19 protein-coding genes and 1 tRNA gene are annotated in these 19,728 nt (G+C 62.3%); 13 read left to right on the forward strand and 7 right to left on the reverse strand.

What is annotated here, in order from left to right:
* Positions 1–12: 12 nt before the first annotated feature.
* The 5 genes from LDN82_RS08470 to LDN82_RS08490 all read right to left on the reverse strand — a co-directional run bounded on the left by LDN82_RS08470 (position 13) and on the right by LDN82_RS08490 (position 6,014).
* Positions 13–654, reverse strand: coding sequence for a GntR family transcriptional regulator (locus LDN82_RS08470; RefSeq protein ID WP_224089489.1), 642 nt, complete (start codon positions 652–654; stop codon positions 13–15).
* Positions 655–725: 71 nt separating this feature from the next.
* Positions 726–1,826 carry a class I SAM-dependent methyltransferase gene (locus tag LDN82_RS08475; protein WP_224167039.1) on the reverse strand — a complete coding sequence of 367 codons (1,101 nt, stop codon included), beginning with the start codon at positions 1,824–1,826 and terminating at the stop codon, positions 726–728.
* Between the two features lie 148 nt (positions 1,827–1,974).
* On the reverse strand, positions 1,975–3,600 hold the full coding sequence (locus LDN82_RS08480; RefSeq protein ID WP_224167040.1) for a helix-turn-helix transcriptional regulator: 1,626 nt from the start codon (positions 3,598–3,600) through the stop codon (positions 1,975–1,977).
* A gap of 57 nt (positions 3,601–3,657) precedes the next feature.
* Entirely contained in the window at positions 3,658–4,371 is a 714-nt protein-coding gene (locus LDN82_RS08485) for a response regulator (protein WP_224167041.1), read from the reverse strand.
* Positions 4,368–6,014, reverse strand: coding sequence for a sensor histidine kinase (locus tag LDN82_RS08490; RefSeq protein ID WP_224167042.1), 1,647 nt, complete (start codon positions 6,012–6,014; stop codon positions 4,368–4,370). Before LDN82_RS08490 ends, LDN82_RS08485 begins: the two co-directional genes overlap by 4 nt.
* A gap of 139 nt (positions 6,015–6,153) precedes the next feature.
* Here LDN82_RS08490 and LDN82_RS08495 point away from each other — a divergent pair, with 139 nt between their 5' ends.
* From LDN82_RS08495 to LDN82_RS08540, 10 genes are all read left to right on the forward strand, one after another.
* Positions 6,154–7,500: a cation:dicarboxylase symporter family transporter gene (locus tag LDN82_RS08495; protein WP_224167043.1), complete on the forward strand. Its 1,347-nt coding sequence runs from the start codon at positions 6,154–6,156 to the stop codon at positions 7,498–7,500.
* A 262-nt stretch (positions 7,501–7,762) separates the two neighbouring features.
* Positions 7,763–8,662 (forward strand): AAA family ATPase, encoded by a 900-nt coding sequence (locus tag LDN82_RS08500; RefSeq protein ID WP_224089498.1) that lies wholly within the window; start codon positions 7,763–7,765, stop codon positions 8,660–8,662.
* A gap of 44 nt (positions 8,663–8,706) precedes the next feature.
* A complete protein-coding gene (locus LDN82_RS08505; protein WP_224090947.1) occupies positions 8,707–9,582 on the forward strand; it encodes a ScpA family protein in 876 nt (291 codons plus the stop codon).
* A gap of 7 nt (positions 9,583–9,589) precedes the next feature.
* A complete protein-coding gene (locus LDN82_RS08510; RefSeq protein ID WP_224167503.1) occupies positions 9,590–10,231 on the forward strand; it encodes an SMC-Scp complex subunit ScpB in 642 nt (213 codons plus the stop codon).
* A gap of 142 nt (positions 10,232–10,373) precedes the next feature.
* On the forward strand, positions 10,374–11,579 hold the full coding sequence (locus tag LDN82_RS08515) for a pseudouridine synthase (RefSeq protein ID WP_224089499.1): 1,206 nt from the start codon (positions 10,374–10,376) through the stop codon (positions 11,577–11,579).
* A 3-nt stretch (positions 11,580–11,582) separates the two neighbouring features.
* Positions 11,583–12,689 carry a prephenate dehydrogenase gene (locus LDN82_RS08520; RefSeq protein ID WP_224089501.1) on the forward strand — a complete coding sequence of 369 codons (1,107 nt, stop codon included), beginning with the start codon at positions 11,583–11,585 and terminating at the stop codon, positions 12,687–12,689.
* Positions 12,689–13,402 carry a (d)CMP kinase gene (cmk, locus tag LDN82_RS08525; RefSeq protein ID WP_224089503.1) on the forward strand — a complete coding sequence of 238 codons (714 nt, stop codon included), beginning with the start codon at positions 12,689–12,691 and terminating at the stop codon, positions 13,400–13,402. The genes LDN82_RS08520 and cmk overlap by 1 nt, the downstream gene beginning before the upstream one ends.
* Positions 13,392–14,138, forward strand: a complete 747-nt coding sequence (locus LDN82_RS08530; RefSeq protein ID WP_224089505.1) for a lysophospholipid acyltransferase family protein — start codon at positions 13,392–13,394, stop codon at positions 14,136–14,138. Before cmk ends, LDN82_RS08530 begins: the two co-directional genes overlap by 11 nt.
* A gap of 10 nt (positions 14,139–14,148) precedes the next feature.
* Positions 14,149–15,699 (forward strand): ribosome biogenesis GTPase Der, encoded by a 1,551-nt coding sequence (gene der / locus LDN82_RS08535; RefSeq protein WP_216922908.1) that lies wholly within the window; start codon positions 14,149–14,151, stop codon positions 15,697–15,699.
* 141 nt (positions 15,700–15,840) lie between these two features.
* Positions 15,841–15,917: transfer RNA gene (locus LDN82_RS08540), tRNA-Pro, on the forward strand.
* Positions 15,918–16,099: 182 nt separating this feature from the next.
* Here the strand turns inward: LDN82_RS08540 and LDN82_RS08545 are convergent.
* Complete coding sequence (locus LDN82_RS08545) at positions 16,100–16,546, reverse strand: MarR family transcriptional regulator (RefSeq protein ID WP_216922909.1); 447 nt, start codon at positions 16,544–16,546, stop codon at positions 16,100–16,102.
* Between the two features lie 174 nt (positions 16,547–16,720).
* Between LDN82_RS08545 and LDN82_RS08550 the strand changes: the two genes are divergently transcribed.
* Positions 16,721–17,929, forward strand: a complete 1,209-nt coding sequence (locus LDN82_RS08550) for an MFS transporter (protein WP_224089506.1) — start codon at positions 16,721–16,723, stop codon at positions 17,927–17,929.
* 88 nt (positions 17,930–18,017) lie between these two features.
* On the opposite strand, the gene LDN82_RS08555 is transcribed toward LDN82_RS08550, so the two are convergent.
* Complete coding sequence (locus tag LDN82_RS08555; RefSeq protein WP_224089508.1) at positions 18,018–18,599, reverse strand: hypothetical protein; 582 nt, start codon at positions 18,597–18,599, stop codon at positions 18,018–18,020.
* 117 nt (positions 18,600–18,716) lie between these two features.
* Here LDN82_RS08555 and gcvH point away from each other — a divergent pair, with 117 nt between their 5' ends.
* Together gcvH and LDN82_RS08565 are read left to right on the forward strand one after the other, a co-directional pair.
* Positions 18,717–19,103 (forward strand): glycine cleavage system protein GcvH, encoded by a 387-nt coding sequence (gcvH, locus tag LDN82_RS08560; RefSeq protein ID WP_216922914.1) that lies wholly within the window; start codon positions 18,717–18,719, stop codon positions 19,101–19,103.
* 138 nt (positions 19,104–19,241) lie between these two features.
* Positions 19,242–19,718, forward strand: coding sequence for an FHA domain-containing protein (locus LDN82_RS08565; RefSeq protein ID WP_224089510.1), 477 nt, complete (start codon positions 19,242–19,244; stop codon positions 19,716–19,718).
* The last annotated feature ends 10 nt before the right edge of the window (positions 19,719–19,728 follow it).

The following is a 19,728-nucleotide window of genomic DNA, read 5'->3' on the forward strand; positions in this document are numbered from 1 at the left end:
CTAATGAGGGTCTTAGCGGGCCACATGAGCGGCCTTGACGTGGGTAAGGCTTCGGTGCAAATGAAGTGTGGTGGCGGCTTCGGCCAGCCGTGGATTCCCGGCGGCGATCGCTTCAGCAATGGCGGCATGCTCGGCCGCAGCGGCCTGGAGCCGGGCGGCGTCATCGGCCGCCAGGCGGCGAACCCGGACCAAATGGACCCGGAGGCTGCGCATGGCCTGGGCCAGGTAGGAGTTGGAGATTGCGGCATCGATCGCCTCGTCCAGCCGGCCAACCAACGCGTAATACTCGTGCCGTGCAGGATCCTCCTCGCTGAGCAGCTCCGGCGCCCGGAGCAGCTGCGCCTGCAGCTCGGCAAAAACGCCCGGCTCTCCGCGCTCTGCGGCCAGGGCTGCGGCCCGGACCTCCAGCGTTTCGCGAAGCTCGAACAGTTCGTCGATGCTGTCCAGCGAAATATCGGTGACGACGACGCCGCGCCCGCCTGCCGCCGTCGTCAATCCCTCAGCGGTGAGCCGGCCCAGCGCCTCCCGGACAGGCGTGCGGGAGACACCCAGCCGCTCGGACTGTTCTACTTCCGCGAGAACCGTGCCCGGCCGCAGGCGCCATTCAATGATGTCTTCACGAAGAGCCGCGTAGGCCCGATCACTGGCGCGCATGACTCCAGTGTATACATAAAGCCTGTGTTGTACAGGAAACAGCTCAAAATCGCGCGCCTATGTATACATGCCTAGCATGTGGCCACGTAGTACGCGTTGAACGGATCTTCCTCGAGCTCTTTGACTTCCACGCTGGTGAAGCCGGCTTCGCGGATCATGGCCGCTGCCAATTCCTTGCCCCAGACGGTTCCCAAACCCTCCCCGCCCTGTCCCAGGGAGACGGCCACGCAATGAAACGTGGAGATGGTGTAGAGGAAGGAGGCCCACGGAAGGTCAGCGTTCTTTTCCAGGTTGCTGGAGGCGTTGATATCCACCATAAGGAACGTTCCACCGGGTTTGAGCGCCTTGTGGATATTCTTCAGGACCTGGGCAGGATGCGCTTGGTCGTGGATGGCGTCGAAGGCAGTCACAAGATGGTAGCGGCCTTCTTCCTCAAGCGTCGTTACGTCCCTGGACACGAACCGGACGTTGGAAAGTTTCAACGCTGCCGCTTCGGCCCGCGCCACAGTTAGCGCCGCGTCAGCGAAGTCATATCCCGTGAAAGTGCTGTGGGGATAAGTGCTGGCCAGCAGGTTTACAGCATGGCCTTCGCCGCAGCCGATATCGGCCACGGCGATTCCTGCCTGCAAGGCTTTTTCGCAGCCGGTCAAGGGGAGAATCGAGTCCAAAAGCGAGGCGTCATTCACTGCGGCACTTTCGGAAGCCATGATGTGGTGGAACTGCGGGTAATCACTGTAATTTGTTCCACCGCCCTCCCGGAACGCCGTGACAATCTTGGGGGACACCTCGCCCATCAGCGGGAGATACTGCAGGGTGCGCGCCAGGTTTTCCTTTCCGGTCCCGCACAGAACAGGAACAAATTCAGGACGAAGGCAGTAGGTTGAATCGCCGGGTTCGAAGTCCACGATTCCTGCGGTCGTCATCCCTCCCAACCATTCGCGGACGTAACGCTCTTGTGCTCCAGCGGCATCCGCCACAAGTTGGCTCGTCGCAGGAGGCAGCGAGGCAAGCGTCTCAAACAAGCCGGTTTGATGGCCCACGGCAATGAGCAGTCCGATGGATGAGCTGTTCAGGATGTCAATCAGCCTGCCGGTCGCTTCCTGCACCGCTTCTTCAAGTGATTTTCCGGGCATCGTCGCCGTTTCATACTTTCCGGACTGGGTGCTTTCCATGGCTTTTCCTTGGTCTTCGGGGACCGGTGGCTCCGGCCTGTTGCCCATATCCCACGGTAAATTCAGACCCCAACGAGCCTCTTCGGGCATTTTCTGCATTTTTTTCTGTAGTCGTGGGGCGAACCATGCAGGGCCCCTGGATCGGCAACTACGATCCGGGCCGCTCCGGGATGCCGTGCTGGTGGGCCCAAGCAGCGGCGGCCGTCCGGGAAGTGACCCCGATCTTGGTAAAGATGTTCGCCAAATGACGTCCGGCTGTTTTCTCTGAGATAGTCAACGACCTGGCAATTTGACGGTTACTGGAACCAGCCAGGACGCATCCCAGTACTTCCACTTCCCGGGAGGTTAAGCCGCCAGGCTCCTGGGCGGGACGCGTCCAGGAAATGTTCTTGGCGCCGAGCTGGTTCCGGATGGCGGCCGCAGTGGCACGCTCGGCCTCAGCACGTCCGCTTTCACCCAGGGCAGCCCGGACAGTTGCCAGGCGTTCGTGGATCCGTGCCAGTTCGTAGCGCATGTGTTGGGAGCGGTAGGCCTGTGCTGCGGATTCAAGCTCATTGATCGCCTCAGTCCAACTCTGCTCCGCCATCAGCACGGCGCCACGCGCATGGTGGGCCCAGGCCAGGAAGCCGGGGGTCCTGTAAAAAGCGGCGGTCTGTTCAAGTTCCATGCAATGGGTGGCCGCCGCACCGGGATCCCGGGCAGCCAGCAGTTCCACCAGGGGCAAGAGAAGGCTGGCCCTCCCCAGGGTTCCGCGGTCCGCCAAGGCAGCCTGAAGCGCCTCTATGGCGGACTCTGTCTTTCCCGCATCGGCAAGTAGCAGGGCACGTCCTGGTTGCGCATCCACGCCAAGCCCTCGGGCCAACTCAAACGCGGACCCAGCCCCGGCAACATCGCCCCGGCGCCGACGGATCTCACCCAGCTCACAGTAGCCGTCCGCGGCGATCCAGCCGTGGGCATTCCTAAGGCGCTCGGCTTCGTGGGGCATCTCAGCTTCAACCTGTCCCCAATTGCCCTCAGTGCCGAGCAATTGAAGTTCGTGAACGCGCGATATCCCGCTGTACATGAAGGACCGGGATAGTCCGGCGCACCATGTGGCCAGCGCGTCAGTCCAAGCGCGCATCCGGGCGAAATCAGCCATCTCGTAGCAGAGGTGGATGATGGAGCAGTAAATGTCTCCGCCCCACTCTGCCGGAACCTGCCCCGCCATTACGGGCAGCATGGCCTCATCCAGGTCCTGGAATCCTCGTGCGGACTGTCCTGTCCGAACCGCCGCCAGGCCGGACAACATGTACGCAAAGCTGGCCAGTTCGGGTGATTCGTGCCTCCGGGTCATCTCCTTGAGTGAAACTGAGGCGGCGAGGGCCGGAACCGGATCGCCTTCAAGGTTCATTGCGTCATTGGCCTCAAGGTAGAGCAGGTAGCCGTGTTCGGGTACCTCGGGCATGTTCTCCAGCAGCCGGCGCGCCCGATTAAGCCACGCCGAAGAAACGGCGAGGTTGCCGCGGATGCCCCACTGCATGGACAGCGTCAGTGCCGTCCGGGCCGCCGCCTGCCTCTGGTGGTCGTCATCCAAGCGATGGAAGATCTCCTCTGCGAGGGACATGGAGCGTTGAACGTCTCCCAGCCACCAGGCGGAACGGGACAGGATCTCAAGGTCCGCGGAGCTGAGAGGAGCGTCCACGGCTGCACGTTCCAGGCTTCGGCGCGCCACGTCCCATTCCCCACGGGCAAAGGCTTCGCGGGCCTCGGAAAGTTGCTGCAGCTGCTGGGACATGGGCTCTCCACGGGTTCGGCTCCAGCTTACTGCGGGAGCTGTTCCTTCGGCAGGAGGCTAGCCCCGGTTCCAGCCGTACTCGTTCTCCGGACGGCCTGGTGTTCCGTATCGCGGCGCCCTGGTGACCGTCCCGGCGTCGGCCAGGTACTCCAGGTACCGGCGGGCCGTGACCCGCGACATTCCCAAGGCATCCATGACTTCACTGGCGGACACGGCTTGTTTCCGGGCGCGGACGAAATCCTTGACCGACTCCAGGGTGGAACCGGACAAACCCTTCGGCAGCGGTAGTTCCGTTGGGGCCCGAAGACTCGCGAAGGCCTGGTCAACATCGCTCTGGGAAGCTCCGGCCTTGGAGATGCCGGACTCTGAGCCCGCCAGTTGATCACGGAAAGTGCGGTAGCTGTTCAGCTTGTCGGCAAAGGTTGCGTAGGTGAAGGGCTTGATCAAATACTGCACGACGCCGATGGAAACGGCGCTGCGCACGATGTTCAGTTCACGGACGGCTGTGATGGCAATAATGTCGGCGAAGACTCCCGCGGAGCGCATGCGCCGGGCAACATCCAGCCCATGGAGGTCCGGCAGGTTCATATCAAGGAGAACCAGGTCCACGGGCGAGCCGGAGCCAGCGAACTCGCCAAGGATGCGCAGTGCTGACTGACCATCCGGAGCCGTTCCCACCAGCGTGAACCCTTGGAGCCTGCCCACGTAAATGGAGTGGGCGTCCGAGGCGATGGGCTCGTCCTCGACCACCAGGACGCGGATGTCTGTCATGCCTTCTCTTCCTCGGGAATGGGCGCGGGCAGCACCACATGGAACTGGGCGCCGCCTGGATTGCTGATCGTCATAGTACCGTTCAGCCGCTGGACCGCCTGCCGGACCAGGGCAAGGCCGACACCCCGGCCATGGGCTCCCCGTGGACCCTCCTGGGCGGACTTGGTGCTGTACCCGTACTGCAACACGTCATCGATCGAACCGGGATCGATACCGGCCCCGGAATCCCTAACGGTAAATCCAACACCGGCCGCACTGGCTTCGACGTCCAGTTCCACCTTTCGGGGCATCCCACCGGACGCCGCAGCATCAATGGCATTGTCCAGGAGGTTTCCCAGGATCGTCACGAGGTCCTGGATTTCCAGACCCCGGACACCCGAACTCCCTGATGTCCGAACCACCAGTTCGACCCCGCGCTCATGGGCCTCGGCGGCCTTGCCCATCACCAAAGCACTCATCACCGGTTCATCCACCGAAGCAAGCATGTCGTCCGTGAGCTGCTGGCTGAGCTCCAGGTCCTTGGTGGCGAACTCGAGTGCCTGGGGCGTGCGGCCCAACTCAAGAAGGGAAACGATCATATGCAGGCGATTGGCATGTTCATGGGTCTGGGCCCGCAATGCATCCGAGAGAGTCTTCATGGTTTCCAGCTCGGTTCCCAAGGACTCAATCTCAGTGCGGTCGCGAATAGTGGCCACGGTGCCGTAGACCGACGGCTTTTGCCGGCTGCGGGCAGGAACCGGGCCCACGGCCGGAGCTTGGTTTACCACCAGGATCCGTGAACCAGTCAAATGGATTTCGTCGTGGGCTGGCCTGCCGGATTCGAAAAGCGCTCGCAGGCTCCCGTCAAAGGGGAGGTCGGACAGCTTGGGAGCGTCATCGGGGGAGCGATCGGCCTCGGAAGGTTCCAGTCCCAGCAACTCCGCGGCCTGATCGTTGTACATCACTGCTTTTCCCCGGGTATCGATCAGGATCACGCCTTCACGAACGGAGTGAAGGACTGATTCGTAGTAGGCGAAGAGCTGCGCGAGCTGTTCCGGACCCCATCCGCGCGTCACGGACCGCAGGTAACGTCCGAGCAGCCACGAAGCTATGGAGCCAAAGAACAACACCACCAGCGCGATGCCGCCAATCACTCCCAGCCTTTCGGCCACATCGGTATCCACGGTCCTTACGGTGATGCCTGCCGCCACCAAGGCTTTGACGGTTCCACCGGAGTCCTTCACCGGCGCGATGGTCCGGACCGAGGGCCCCAACGTACCAGCAGTGACTTCGGTGAAAGTCTCACCCCGCAGGGCAGGTTCGATCGTGCCGATATAGGGCTTGCCCAGCTCTTCGGGACGGGGATGGGTCCATCGGGTCCTGTCGGGAGCCATGATGGTGATGAAATCCGCGTCCGCGTCCTTCATGACCTCCAGCGCATAGGGCTGCAGTATGGCCGACGGATCAGAGGTTGCCGCCGCCTGCAACACCAAGGGGTTGTTGGCAATGGACGTTGCGATCGCAAGCATCCGGCTGCCCGCATCCTCGTATGCCCTGTCCCGGGCCTCCAGCACCGAGAACGCGCCGAAGACAGCTGTCAGCACCAGCACGAACAGCAGGTTTGCCACAAACAAGCGGCGGGCGATGCTCCAGCGATGAAACAAATAGGCCTCCCATGACCAATATGACCGCAAGGGTGATGTGTGTCACCCGCAGCTGAATGATGGATATCACACAAGGGCAGCGGATTGGACACAAGTGCAGGACCGCAGCGCCTTACACAGTATCCAGAAGGAGAATCCCATGACCTCTCAACGAGGAGAGTCGGCAGTAGCCGCCACCGGTGGACGCAGGGGGCTCGACAAGTCGCATTACCTGTACATCGCGGTCATCCTGGCCGTAGTGCTTGGTGCCGTGGTCGGCCTGCTGTTCCCTGAGGTTGGAAAATCCCTGAAGCCGCTCGGGGACGGCTTCATCAAGCTCATCAAGATGATGATCGCTCCGGTCATCTTCTGCACCATCGTCCTTGGCATCGGCTCCATCGCCAAAGCTGCCACCGTCGGAAAGGTCGGCGGGCTCGCACTTGGGTACTTCGTGGCCATGTCGACCTTCGCATTGGCTATCGGCCTCGTCGTCGGCAACCTCATCCACCCGGGTGAGGGCCTGAAGCTGACTCCGTACGATCCCAACAAGAAGGCGGCCACGGACAGCACGGTGGACTTCCTGCTGGGCATCATCCCTGGCGACATTCCCGTCCTGCCCACCCTTCTTGCAGCAATCCTGGTGGGCTTCGCACTCCAGAAGATGGGTAAGCAGGGCACTCCGATCCTCACTGCAATCGGCCACGGACAGCGCCTTGTCTTCCGGATCCTCATCATGATCATGTGGCTGGCTCCGGTGGGCGCTTTCGGTGCGATCGCCGCCGTCGTGGGTGCCACTGGCGCCCAGGCAATCCTCAGCATGTTCACACTGATGCTGGCCTTCTACATCACCTGCGCTGTGTTCATCGTGGTCATCCTTGGCTCCCTGCTTCGTGCTGTGGCCGGCGTCAACATCTTCAAGCTGATGAAGTACCTGGCCCGGGAATACCTCCTCATCTTCTCCACGTCCTCCTCCGAGGCGGCCCTGCCCCGCCTCATCGCCAAGATGGAACACCTGGGTGTCTCCAAGCCGGTTGTCGGCGTGACGGTACCCACCGGCTACTCCTTCAACCTTGACGGCACGGCCATCTACCTCACCATGGCCTCCTTGTTCGTGGCCAACGCCATGGGGACGCCGCTGGACCTGGGTGCCCAGATCTCGCTGCTGGTGTTCATGATCATCGCTTCCAAGGGCGCCGCCGGCGTCACCGGAGCCGGCCTTGCAACCCTTGCCGCCGGCCTGCAGGCACACAAGCCCGAGCTCCTGGGCGGCGTCGGCATGATCGTTGGCATCGACCGCTTCATGTCAGAAGCCCGTGCACTGACGAACTTCACCGGCAACGCCGTTGCCACCGTTTTGATCGGCACCTGGGTCAAGGAAATCGACAACGGCCAGGTGGAGCGCGTTCTCTCCGGCAGCGAACCGTTCGACGAGACGACAATGATCGCCCATGGCGCAGAGGCTGAGACGGCTCCGGAAACTGAAGCCCGCGACAAGGCAACCATCTAGCAGGATCAGCTTCGCGGGATACGAAGCAACGAGGACCGGCCCCCGTACAGGGGTGTCGGTCCTCTGCCGTTCGCGCGGATGCCAACGAATCATGGCCCAACTTCCTAACCTTCGACCTCAACTAGAGGGTAAAGGCTCAAAGATCGGCGAAAGTCAAGTTCCCCGAAATGCCGTGTCGGGGGCTGTAGCCTAGGTGGGTAGCAGCGCTGTACCCAGGGGAACAGCGGCAGGGAAGATCGTCGTCGAAAGAGTGGTTAGATACGTGAGCAGCGAACGGGGAACAGCTACGCTGGGAGACACCGAGCTCGATCTGGAAGACGCCATCATGGGGCCTACGGGCCGTCCTCACCGCGATTTTCCGGAACCGGCTCCGCTTGCCTCCCACGGCCCTGCAAGGGTCATTGCCATGGTTAACCAAAAGGGCGGCGTGGGCAAAACCACGTCCACCATCAACCTTGCGGCGGCGCTCGCGGAATACGGCCGGCGCGTGCTCCTGGTGGACTTTGACCCACAAGGTGCCCTTTCTGCCGGGCTCGGCGCCAATCCGCATGAGCTCGACCTCACTGTCTACAACGTCCTCATGGACCGCAAAGTGGACATCCGGGATGCCATCCAGCAGACCGGAGTGGAAGGCGTGGACCTTCTGCCCGCAAACATTGATCTCTCCGCGGCTGAAGTTCAACTGGTCAATGAAGTCGCCCGCGAGCAAGTCCTGGACCGCGCGCTCAAGAGCGTTGAAGATGACTACGACGTCGTGCTGATCGACTGCCAGCCATCGCTCGGCCTGCTGACGGTCAACGCGCTGACCGCCGCCCACGGCGTCATCATTCCGTTGATCTGCGAGTTCTTCGCACTTCGCGCCGTAGCACTCCTCGTGGAAACCATCGAGAAAGTGCAGGACCGTTTGAATCCGCGGTTGCAGGTGGACGGTGTCCTCGCCACCATGTACGACGCCCGCACCCTGCACAGCCGCGAAGTTATCTCGCGCCTCGTGGAGGCCTTCGGGGACAAGGTTTTCGAGACCGTCATCAAGCGTTCCATCAAATTCGCGGACGCAACCGTGGCCGCTGAACCTATTACCAGCTATGCCGGCAACCACATCGGTGCAGACGCCTACCGCCGCCTCGCAAAGGAACTTATCTCGCGCGGCGGCGCACCGTAGCCAACGGCGTGGGACGGTCACTCGCCCCGCCCTCCGCGGTGGTCATTCCGGAAGAAACGCCCGACGCCGATACCTCCGACGCGGGCCCCTCCGAAGCCCGCAAGCCGGGCTTTGAGGTTCGGCTCGCCAACTTTACGGGGCCGTTCGATCTCCTGTTGGGCCTGATTTCCAAGCACAAGCTGGACATAACGGAGGTGGCGCTGGCCACCGTCACCGATGAGTTCATCAAGTACATCCGCCGCCTCCAGGAACTGGGGGAGGATTGGGCGCTGGACGAGGCCAGCGAATTCCTGGTGATTGCCGCGACGCTCCTGGATCTCAAAGCTGCCCGGCTCCTTCCCGCCGGCGAAGTAGAGGACGAGGAAGATATCGCCCTCCTGGAAGCCCGGGATCTGCTGTTCGCCCGCTTGCTGCAGTACAAGGCGTTCAAGCACGTCGCAGGTCTCATCAGTGAGACGCTGGAACAGGAAGGCCGCAGATACCCTCGCCAGGTGGCGTTGGAAGGCCATTTCGCGGCGCTGCTGCCGGAACTCGTGTGGCGGCACACCCCCGAACAATTTGCGGAGCTTGCCGCCAAGGCGCTCAAACCGAAAGACTCCGTGCCCTCTGAGGTGGGATTGGATCACCTTCACGCACCGCCGGTGAGCGTCAAGGAGCAAGCCGAGATCATCGGATACCGCCTGCAACTCGGAGCCCCGCTCTCTTTCCGCACATTGATAGCGGACGCCGGGACAACCCTGGTGGTCGTGGCCCGTTTCCTGGCCTTGCTGGAGATGTTCCGGGACAAGGTTGTGGCCTTCGAACAGGCAGGTCCGTTGGCGGAGCTGACGGTTAGGTGGACCGGGGACGTGGCCGAATGGGACAGTTCGAACCTGAGCGAAGAGTACGAGGAATCGAGCGAAGGGACAGCCAGTGACTGAGCAGGACATGGCCGAAGCCGGCCTTGCCGAGCTTGAAACTTTGCCTGGCGGGGCACGGGCAGCGTTGGAAGCTGTGCTCATGGTCATCGACGAGCCAGCCACCTCGGAGGAGTTGGCCGCGGGATTGAACGTAACGGTCGCCGTCGTCGAGGATTTGCTGCAGGACCTGCAGCGGGAGTATAGCGGCTATACTGTTAAAGCCCCGGACGTGGATGCTGTCGGCTTTGCCGTTGCCAGCGCTGCCCCCCGGGGTTTTGAATTGCGGAATGTCGCCGGTGGGTGGCGGATCTATTCACGGTCTGATTTTGCGGACATTGTGGGCAGGTTTGTCCTCGAAGGGCAGACCACCAGGCTCACTCAGGCAGCGCTTGAGACTCTGGCGGTCATTGCCTACCGGCAGCCGGTCTCCAGGGCCCGGGTGTCCGCAATTCGAGGCGTCAACGTCGATTCTGTGGTCCGGACTCTAACCCAGCGTGGTCTGATCGAAGACTCCGGGAACGATCCCGAATCCGGGGCTGTGCTGTACAGGACAACCTCCTACTTCCTGGAACGGATGGGCATCGGCTCGGTGTCGGAATTGCCCCAGCTCTCGCCGCACCTTCCGGGTTTGGAAGGGATCGACGAGTACTACGACGCCAGCCGGATGTAAGCCGGCACTGCACGAGAACTACATACTGATTCACGGCACCGCATGGACGGTGCCACGGCAACAAGGGGCAGACGATGTCTGCCCGGCTGGCTAGTGTTGATTGCAGCACTGAATGCCGGCCATTACTACACAAGGACGGGTCATGACACAGGCGGGACGCCAGGGTTCACCACGTAACAGTTCGGGACGCAACAGTTCTGGACGCAATGAGGCAAGGGGCGGCACGGGCCGCTCCAACGCCGGCGGCTTCTCCGGCCGCGGCGGAAGTGCCGGCGCTGGAAAGCGCAACTTCAACCAGGGCGAAGGCCGCCCGTTCAAGGCTTCAAAGCCACGGGAAGCGGCCCCCTTCGATCCCGATAACCCCACGACGGCGGGCGATTACGATCGCGGCCAGGCCGCCAGGCCTGCAAAGCCCTTCCGCAAGCCCGGCTCCAACAAGCCCGGTTACGGCAAGGCTCCCGGAACACCCGGTGCGTTGAAGCCCAAGGCCAAGCCCGCAAGGCAGTACGGCTCCAAGGCCTTTGGCAGCGAACGCTTCGGCCAGAACCTGGGCCCCATCCGCAAGCCTGCCCGCAACCGCGGTCCGCGCCAGGAAGTCCCGCAGTCGGACCTCCATGATGTCGACGGCGTGCGCCTGCAGAAGGTCATGGCGCAGGCCGGCGTGGCCTCCCGCCGCGTATGCGAGGAAATGATTCTCGAAGGCCGCGTCGAGGTTGATGGCCAGGTCACCACAGAGCTCGGCATGCGGGTCGACCCCAAAACCGCCGTGATCCACGTTGACGGTATCCGCATCCAGCTCGACGAAACCCTCGTCTACATGGTCTTCAACAAGCCCAAGGGCGTTGTCTCCACCATGGAAGACCCCGAGGGCCGGCCATGCATCAGCGACTTCCTGAAGAACGCCAAGGGTGAGCGGCTCTTCCACGTCGGGCGCTTGGACGTCGCCACGGAAGGCCTGCTGTTGTTGACCAACGACGGCGAACTCGCCAACCGTTTGACACATCCTTCCTATGAGGTGCCCAAGACGTACCTGGTTCAGGTTCGTGGTCCGTTCCCGCAGGGCGTCGGCGCGCAGCTGAAGTCCGGCGTCGAGCTTGAAGACGGCCTGGCAACCGTGGATTCGTTCCGCCTGGTTGACTCCACGCCCGGGCACGTCCTGATCGAGGTTGTCCTGCACTCCGGCAAGAACCGTATTGTGCGCCGCATGTTCGATGCTGTGGGTTTCCCGGTAGAGCGTCTTGTCCGTGTCAAGATCGGTCCCATTGGCTTGGGAGACCAGCGCCAGGGCAGCATCCGCAACCTCGGCAGGCAGGAAGTCGGTCACCTCCTGGCATCTGTGGGGCTCTAGGGCATGTCGGCATTCCGCACGCACGGCCGCGGCCATCTTGATGGCCCGGTCGTGGTTCTTGGTACAGGCCTGCTTGGAGCCAGCATTGGCCTTGGCCTGCGCGGACGCGGCGTTCCGGTTTTCCTTTTCGATCCGTCGCCGACCAACCAGGCGGTCGCTGTAGACATTGGTGCTGGGCGGCCCTTGGCTGAGCTTGACGGGCAGCCTCAGCTGGTTGTGGTCGCTGCACCGCCGGACGTGACGGCCGACGTCGTGGAGAAGGCCCTGGCGGACTACCCGTCCGCCGTCGTCGTTGATATTGCCAGCGTTAAGGCCACTATCCAATCCCAATTGCGGGAGCGCGGCGTGGACCTGGCGAGGTACGTGGGGACCCATCCGATGGCCGGCCGCGAAAAGTCGGGGCCGGTCGCCGCCAGGGGCGAACTTTTCACGTCCATGCCATGGGTGGTTTGCCCAACGGAGGAAACCGACACCGACGCACTGCAAACGGCACGTGCGCTGGCGGGGGACCTGGGGGCAATTGTCTCCCAGTTCACTGCCGACGAGCACGATGAAGCGGTGGCCTTGGTCTCGCATCTGCCGCAGATCATGTCTTCGCTGCTGGCGAGCCGCTTGCAAGGAACACCCCTGCATGCGCTGTCTTTGGCCGGTAACGGGTTGCGGGACACCACCCGCATCGCTGCCAGTGATCCCACCCTGTGGGTGCAGATACTGGGTGGCAACGCGGAAAAGGTTGTTTCCATCCTGCACGGCGTTCGTGAGGACCTGAATCGCTTGATAGGGACTTTGGAAGCGCCGGCTGCGCCCGGAGCGCGGTTGGATCTCGCCCAGCTCATCAGTGAAGGCAACGCCGGACAGGCCCGGATACCGGGCAAGCACGGCGGACCTCCGCAGGCGTATTCCTGGCTGACTATCCTGGTGGATGACAGGCCGGGCCAGATCGCGCAGCTTCTGACCGAAATTGGCGAGATCGGCGTGAATGTCGAAGACCTCCGGCTCGATCATTCATCGGGTCAGAACGTTGGCATGGTGGAGCTTTCAGTCCTGCCGAGCAAGCACGACCTCCTTGTAGAAGCCTTGACCGACCGTGGATGGCGGGTACTCCAGTAATGACGCGTGAATTCTTTGGGCCGGAGACAGTTGCCCGCCCCGGCAAGCCGCTCGTGATCGCGATTGACGGCCCCTCGGGATCGGGTAAGTCCAGCGTCAGCAAGGAAGTAGCCCGGCGCTTGAAGCTGGCGTACCTGGATACAGGTGCGATGTACCGCGCACTCACGTGGTACTGCCTCAAAACAGGCCTCGACCTCCAGGACGGCGCTGCGGTGGAGCAGGCTTCCAAGGTCATGCCCTTGGAAATCAGCACCAGCACGGCCACCGAGTACGTGGCAGTGGACGGCACGGACATTACCGATGAAATCCGCGATCCCTTGATTTCGTCTTCCGTGAGCGCCGTGGCTACTACGCTGGGCGCGCGCACGGAGTTGATCCGCCGCCAGCGCCAGCTCATCGACCAGCACCATCACCGGATGGTGGTGGAGGGACGCGACATCACCACGGTGGTTGCCCCCAATGCCGAGGTCCGCATGCTCCTGACCGCAAGCGAAGAGGCCAGGCTCCGGCGTCGTGGAATTCAGTTGGGTGGGACGCAAAGCAAGGAACAGCTTGCCGCGCAGGTGACGCAGCGTGATGCCAAGGACTCCACGGTGGTGAACTTTACCCAAGCGGCTGACGGCGTCGTGACCCTCGATTCCTCGGAGCTGGACTTTGAGGAAACAGTGGAAACAGCCCTGGCGATCGTTAGCAAGGTCATCTATGGCGACTAACCAGCCTCCTGCGGTCCGCCTCCCAGCCAAGTGGACACGCATCTGGAGCCGTCCCGTTGGCTGGGTCCTGGATCATGTCATCTACCGCACGGTCGTGGCGGGCAAGAGCAACATACCCGCTGCTGGTCCGGTGATTTTTGCAGGCAACCACATCAGCTTCCTGGACGGTCCTGTGATGTTCGGCGCCTCGCCGCGCCCCATGCACATCCTGGTCAAGAAAGAGATGTTCCGTGGATTCCTGGGGCGCGTCCTCAGGGGATCAGGGCAGATTCCCGTGGACCGAAGCGGTGACCGCAGCGCACTGCACGTGGGCAAACAACTGCTCGACGCCGGCCGTTGCGTTGGGATCCTGCCCGAAGGTACCCGGGGGAGCGGCTCCGCTGACAGCATCAGCAATGGTGTCGCCTGGCTGGCCATCAACTCCGGGGCCACCGTCATACCAGTCGCGATCCTCGGAACCCGTAAGGGCGATGAGCACCGCGACCATATTCCCAAACCCCGCCGCAGGCTGTATGTCAGCTTCGGCGAACCCCTCACGGTGCAGCGCCGGAAGGGCGAACCGGGGCGTGTTTCAATGGACAGGGCGGCTGCGGCAATCCGCGATGCACTGGCAGGACACGTCCAGGATGCAGTCAGGACTACAGGGCAGGGCCTTCCCCAGGAACCTCCGTCCGGACCATCCGCACCGCAGCACCGCCAAACAGAAGTAGCCGGGACGCCGGCAGACCACCATTAAGGAACGTGCAATGAGCGATACGACTCAAAAATCCGGCCTCCACGGAGCCGGCGACGACGAATACACGCCCACCGGCACCGACCAGGTGGCTGAAAACCTGGCTGCCCTGGACGATGAAGAGGCCGAACTCCGTGCAGCCACCCTCCGGGCGGGACTGGATGATTACGACCTCGACGAAGACGACGCCGCGCTGCTTAGCGGCGACTACGACGACGAAGGCGATGAAGGTCCCCTCAAGCTGGATCCCGTGCTTGCCATCATTGGCCGTCCGAACGTGGGCAAGTCCACCTTGGTCAACCGCATCCTGGGGCGCCGCGAAGCTGTTGTCGAGGACACCCCGGGTGTTACCCGCGACCGCGTGATGTACTCCGCGCGTTGGAATGGCCGCAACTTCACGTTGGTAGACACTGGCGGATGGGAGCACGACGCCAAGGGCATCCACGCCCGTGTTGCCGAGCAGGCCGAGATGGCTGTTGAGCTTGCCGACGCTGTCCTCTTCGTCGTGGACTCCGCCGTAGGCGCGACCGCCACGGATGAAGGCGTCATGAAGATGCTGCGCAAGAGCAAGAAGCCGGTCATCATGGTGGCCAACAAGGTGGATGACTTTGCACAGGAAGCTGACTCCGCAGCATTGTGGGGCCTCGGTTTCGGCCAGCCCTACCCTGTGTCCGCCCTTCACGGCCGCGGCGTAGCGGACCTCCTGGACCACGTCATGGACACCCTGCCCGAGTTCTCCCTGGTGGAGGGCGTGGAGCGTTCCGGTGGACCGCGCCGCATCGCCCTGATCGGCCGTCCGAACGTCGGAAAGTCCTCGCTGCTGAACAAGCTGGCCGGCTCTGAGCGCGTGGTCGTGGATCCACTGGCGGGCACTACGCGTGACCCCGTGGACGAGTTCATTGAACTTGGCGGCCGGACCTGGCGCTTCGTGGACACCGCAGGTATCCGCCGCCGCCAGCACATGGCGCAGGGCGCCGATTTCTACGCGTCACTGCGTACGCAGGCTGCGCTCGAAAAGGCGGAGGTCGCCGTCGTGCTCCTCGCCGTGGACGAGGTCCTCAGCGAACAGGACGTCCGTATCCTGCAGTTGGCCATTGAATCCGGCCGGGCCTTGGTACTCGCGTTCAACAAGTGGGACCTGCTGGACGACGAACGCCGCCGCTACCTTGAGCGTGAAATCGAGCAGGACCTGGCCCACGTTGAGTGGGCTCCGCGGGTCAACATTTCTGCGAAGACGGGTTGGCATAAGGACCGCCTGGTTCCTGCCTTGGATACCGCATTGGAAAGCTGGGACCGCCGTATCCCCACTGGCCGCCTGAATGCCTTCCTGGGTGAACTGGTTGCTGCCCACCCCCACCCGGTTCGCGGTGGCAAGCAACCGCGTATCCTCTTCGGCACCCAGGCCTCCAGCCGCCCGCCGAAATTCGTGCTGTTCACCACCGGCTTCCTGGATCCCGGATACCGCCGTTTCATCACGCGTCGCTTGCGCGAAACGTTCGGCTTCGAAGGCACGCCCATCGAGGTCAACATGCGCGTCCGCGAGAAGCGCGGCAAGAAACGCTAAATGAGACGGGCATCACAGCCGAGTTTGGCTGTGATGGCGTTGGCACCCTCCAACTTCGTGTAAGCTTTTGGAGGTGGTTCGGCCGGACTGCTTAGGTGGGACTCTTCGGAGGAAAACCTGGGCGGAGAACGGTGGAACCAGCGGGCTGTAGCGCAGCTTGGTAGCGCACTTGACTGGGGGTCAAGGGGTCGCAGGTTCAAATCCTGTCAGCCCGACCATAAAGGCCGGAACCACGCGGAAACGCGGGGTTCCGGCCTTTGGTCGTTAACGAGTTGGTGGCCTCGGTTCAGGGTGTAGGCAGCAAGGCAAGTCAGGGCTGTAGGCAGCAAGGCAAGGCCTTGTTCGCTGAACTCGACGTTGTAGGGGGCGTTCAGCGAACAAGGACGGACTTTGTGCCTGCCTAGGCCTTCTGCAGCGCTCCGAGCGCGCGTACCAGAGGTTCGAGTTCCGGAACCTGCTCAGCGGCCTCCAACGCCGACGCCAGGGTCTCATCGTGCACGGGCTTTGCTGCCTCAAGCAGCTTTTGGCCCGCCACCGTGAGTTCGGTGTAGATCCCGCGGCGGTCATCGGCGCAGAGGATCCGCGTCAGCAGCCCCCGGTCCTCGAGGCGGTTAACCAGGCGCGTCGTGGCGCTGCTGGAAAGGGCCGTGGCGCGGGCAAGCTGCTGCATCCGCATGTGCCATCCGTCCTGGCGGCTCAGGGCGTCAAGAACCGTGTATTCCACTACCGACAGCTCGGTGGAAGCCTGGAGTGCTTTTTCGAGTTCCGCCTCGATGCTTCCGTGCAGGGCGGCGAGGGTGCGCCAACCCTGTGCCCGTACTTCTACGGCGTCATCCTTGATGCCCATGCCTGTTGTGCTCCTGCCTTGGTTTGCGTATCAGCGCAGTCGCCGAAAGTAGTTGCTTGCGCAATTATCTAGCGTGTGCAACTATATATACAGCGTCTGCAACTATTATTCTACGGGTTCCCGAAGGCGCACATCCACTTTGCTTTCAGGAGCCACCCACTTAAGGAGTTCCACATGCCCGCAGGGTTGATAGCCCTTGCCCTTGGCGGATTTGGCATCGGACTAACCGAATTCGTCATCATGGGCCTTTTGCCGGAAGTAGCGGCAGATTTCCAGGTGAGCGAAGCCTCGGCAGGCTGGTTCATTTCCGGCTATGCACTTAGCGTCACGGTCGGCGCCCTCCTGGTTACCGCCGCCGTTACCAGGCTTCCGCGAAAGCCGGTCCTTGTCGGATTGCTTGTTCTGTTCATCGCCGGCAACTTCCTCTCCGCAATCGCGGACTCGTACATGGCCATGCTTGTGGGCCGGATCATTGCGGCGTTGTGCCATGGTGCGTTCTTCGGAATCGGCTCGGTGGTGGCAGCCAGCCTGGTCCCTGCGCACAAAAAGGCCGGTGCCATTGCCATCATGTTCACTGGGCTTACAGCTGCCAACGTCCTTGGTGTTCCTTTCGGTACTCTCCTCGGCCAGAACCTGGGCTGGCGTTCAACGTTCTGGGCCATCACCGGTATCGGCGTGATGGCACTGCTTGGCATCGCGTTGATGGTCCCGAAGGGGAGTACGCAGCCGGCCAAGGGTCTCCGCAGCGAACTGGGTGCGTTCACATCCGGCCAGGTTTGGCTTTCCATCCTGGTGACGATTTTGGGTTTTGGTGGCATGTTCGGTGCTTTCACGTACATTGCCTTCACGCTTACCGAAATCTCCGGGTTTGAACCGGGCGCCGTCCCATGGTTGCTGGTGCTGTTCGGCGGCGGACTGTTCGTCGGCAACTTCCTGGGCGGGAAGGCGGCCGACAAAAACCTGGACGGATCGCTCGTCAAGATCCTCGCCGGCTTGGTGCTGGTCCTGGGCTTCTTTGCCCTGACCGCGGCCAGCAGCATCGCAACTTTGTTCTCACTGGCACTGATGGGCGGCTTCGGTTTCGCTACTGTCCCGGGTCTGCAGATGCGCGTGATGCACTATGCATCCTCCGCGCCCACGCTGGCATCCGGTGCCAACATTGGCGCCTTCAATCTGGGTAATGCTCTGGGCGCCTGGCTCGGAGGGGTTACCATTTCGGCCGGCTTGGGCTACACCTCGCCCATCTGGGCAGGGGCCGCGATTACTTTGGCCGCGTTGCTGGTCATGCTGGCTGCCGCTGCAGCAGCCAAGCGCAAGGAAGATTCGGCAGCAACGGCCAGGCCCGACGTCGAACGCGAACCCCAAGGGGCGGCCGTCTCCTGACGTCTCCTGACGTCCGACCGGGAAAGTGAGAGCCCGCGTGGAACGGTTCAACCGTTCCAGGCGGGCTCTTCAGCGTCCCAGGGGTCGCTTAGGGCTTGGGCGTACTTTCGCGGGCTGCCTGCTCTGCTCTCTTAGCAGCCCTGGTTCGTTCGCTCTCTGCCTGCTTCAACACCTTCATCTGCTTGCCCCGCCTGCGCCACAGGGCCCAAAGAACTGTAACCACCACAAAAACCACTGCAGCCGCTACGGCCGAGATCGCGGTCCAGGTGGTGAAGAATCCGGCATCCACGCTCAAAGTGCGCTGGCCGGCGTGCGCGGACTCGGTGGAACCGAACACAATGCCTGCCGTAAGCAGGTTGGGCGTGGCAATGGCGACGGCCGCCAGCACGATGGCGATCTTCCAAGGCCAAGAGACAGCCTTATGGGTTGCCTGCCATGCCACCGCGAGGGGAATGAACGTAAAGACGAAGCCGTAGAACATGCCCACCAGCACGCTCGCGCCGAGGTCCCGTCGGATCTGCCCCGCCACGACGTCGGACCACCAACGCGGCAGGATGGCCCCAAGGATAAAGTAGGCTGCCACAGCGACAAGCAATGCCACCAGGATCAGAATAATTTTGACGCCCCAATTGCGTTTTTTCCGAGCCGGTACTTGTGCTTGTTCAGTCATGGGTCAATCATGGCAGAGACCTCATCAGGCACAGGGGAATTGTGCCTATACTTTCAGCGGTGGCCGGATGCCCGGGCCGCCGTCGAGATCCGTAAATGTCCCGATGAAAGGCGACCCATGAGCAATATTCCAGCCGATCTTTCCTACACTGCAGAGCACGAGTGGGTTTCCGCTCCTGACGCCGATGGCGTGGTGCGGATTGGTATCACCGACTTCGCACAGGACGCCCTGGGTGACGTTGTCTACGCCCAGATGCCGGAACCCGGAACCAAGATCACCGGGAATGAAGTTGTTGGCGAGGTTGAATCCACCAAGAGCGTCAGTGATATCTATGCTCCCGTTAGTGGTGAAGTCATTAACCGGAATGACTCTTTGGACCAGGATCCGGCACTGATCAACTCTGATCCTTACGGCGACGGTTGGCTTTTTGAAGTAAAGCTGGCAGAAGCGGATGCAGTGGATTCCCTGCTCAGTGCATCGGAGTACGAACAGCAGGTAGGCTAAAGTTATCTGGCCCGCCCGGCTGCGTTCTTTTAGCCAAGGACGCGGGAAGGCGGGCCAGCAACCGATTTGCCCGGCGGTACCGGGAGGCGGAAGTGGCTGGCGGGGTTTGGAACTGCCGGCGGATGAGGAGGAAATTCCATGGTTGGCGGAGAACAGAATCAAGCCAATGTCGGAAAGGGCGCGGAAGAGCAACCCACGTCGGAGACCACCTCGATCAGCATTACGCCAACGTGGGACGAGCCCAGGGTTGCACCCAGGCTTGCACCGGAAGAGCGCGCGTCCGTTGAAGCCCTTCCGCCGGACTCTGCCTTGCTCATCGCACACAGCGGACCAAACGCAGGAGCCCGCTTCCTTCTGGACGCCGATACCACTACTGCGGGCAGGCACCCCGACGCGGACATCTTCCTGGATGACGTCACGGTGTCCCGTAAGCATGTGGAATTCCACAGGACCCCAACGGGCTTCGAACTCGTGGATATGGGCAGCCTCAACGGAACCTACGTGAACCACGACCGCGTGGATCGGGTGCAGTTGAAGAGCGGCAATGAGGTCCAGATCGGCAAGTTCCGGCTGACTTACTACTTGAGCCCTGGCCGCCCGGCGGGCCAAGTCTGACCCCGGGGTA

It is taken from the genome of Arthrobacter sp. StoSoilA2, assembly GCF_019977195.1.
GTDB lineage: Bacteria > Actinomycetota > Actinomycetes > Actinomycetales > Micrococcaceae > Arthrobacter.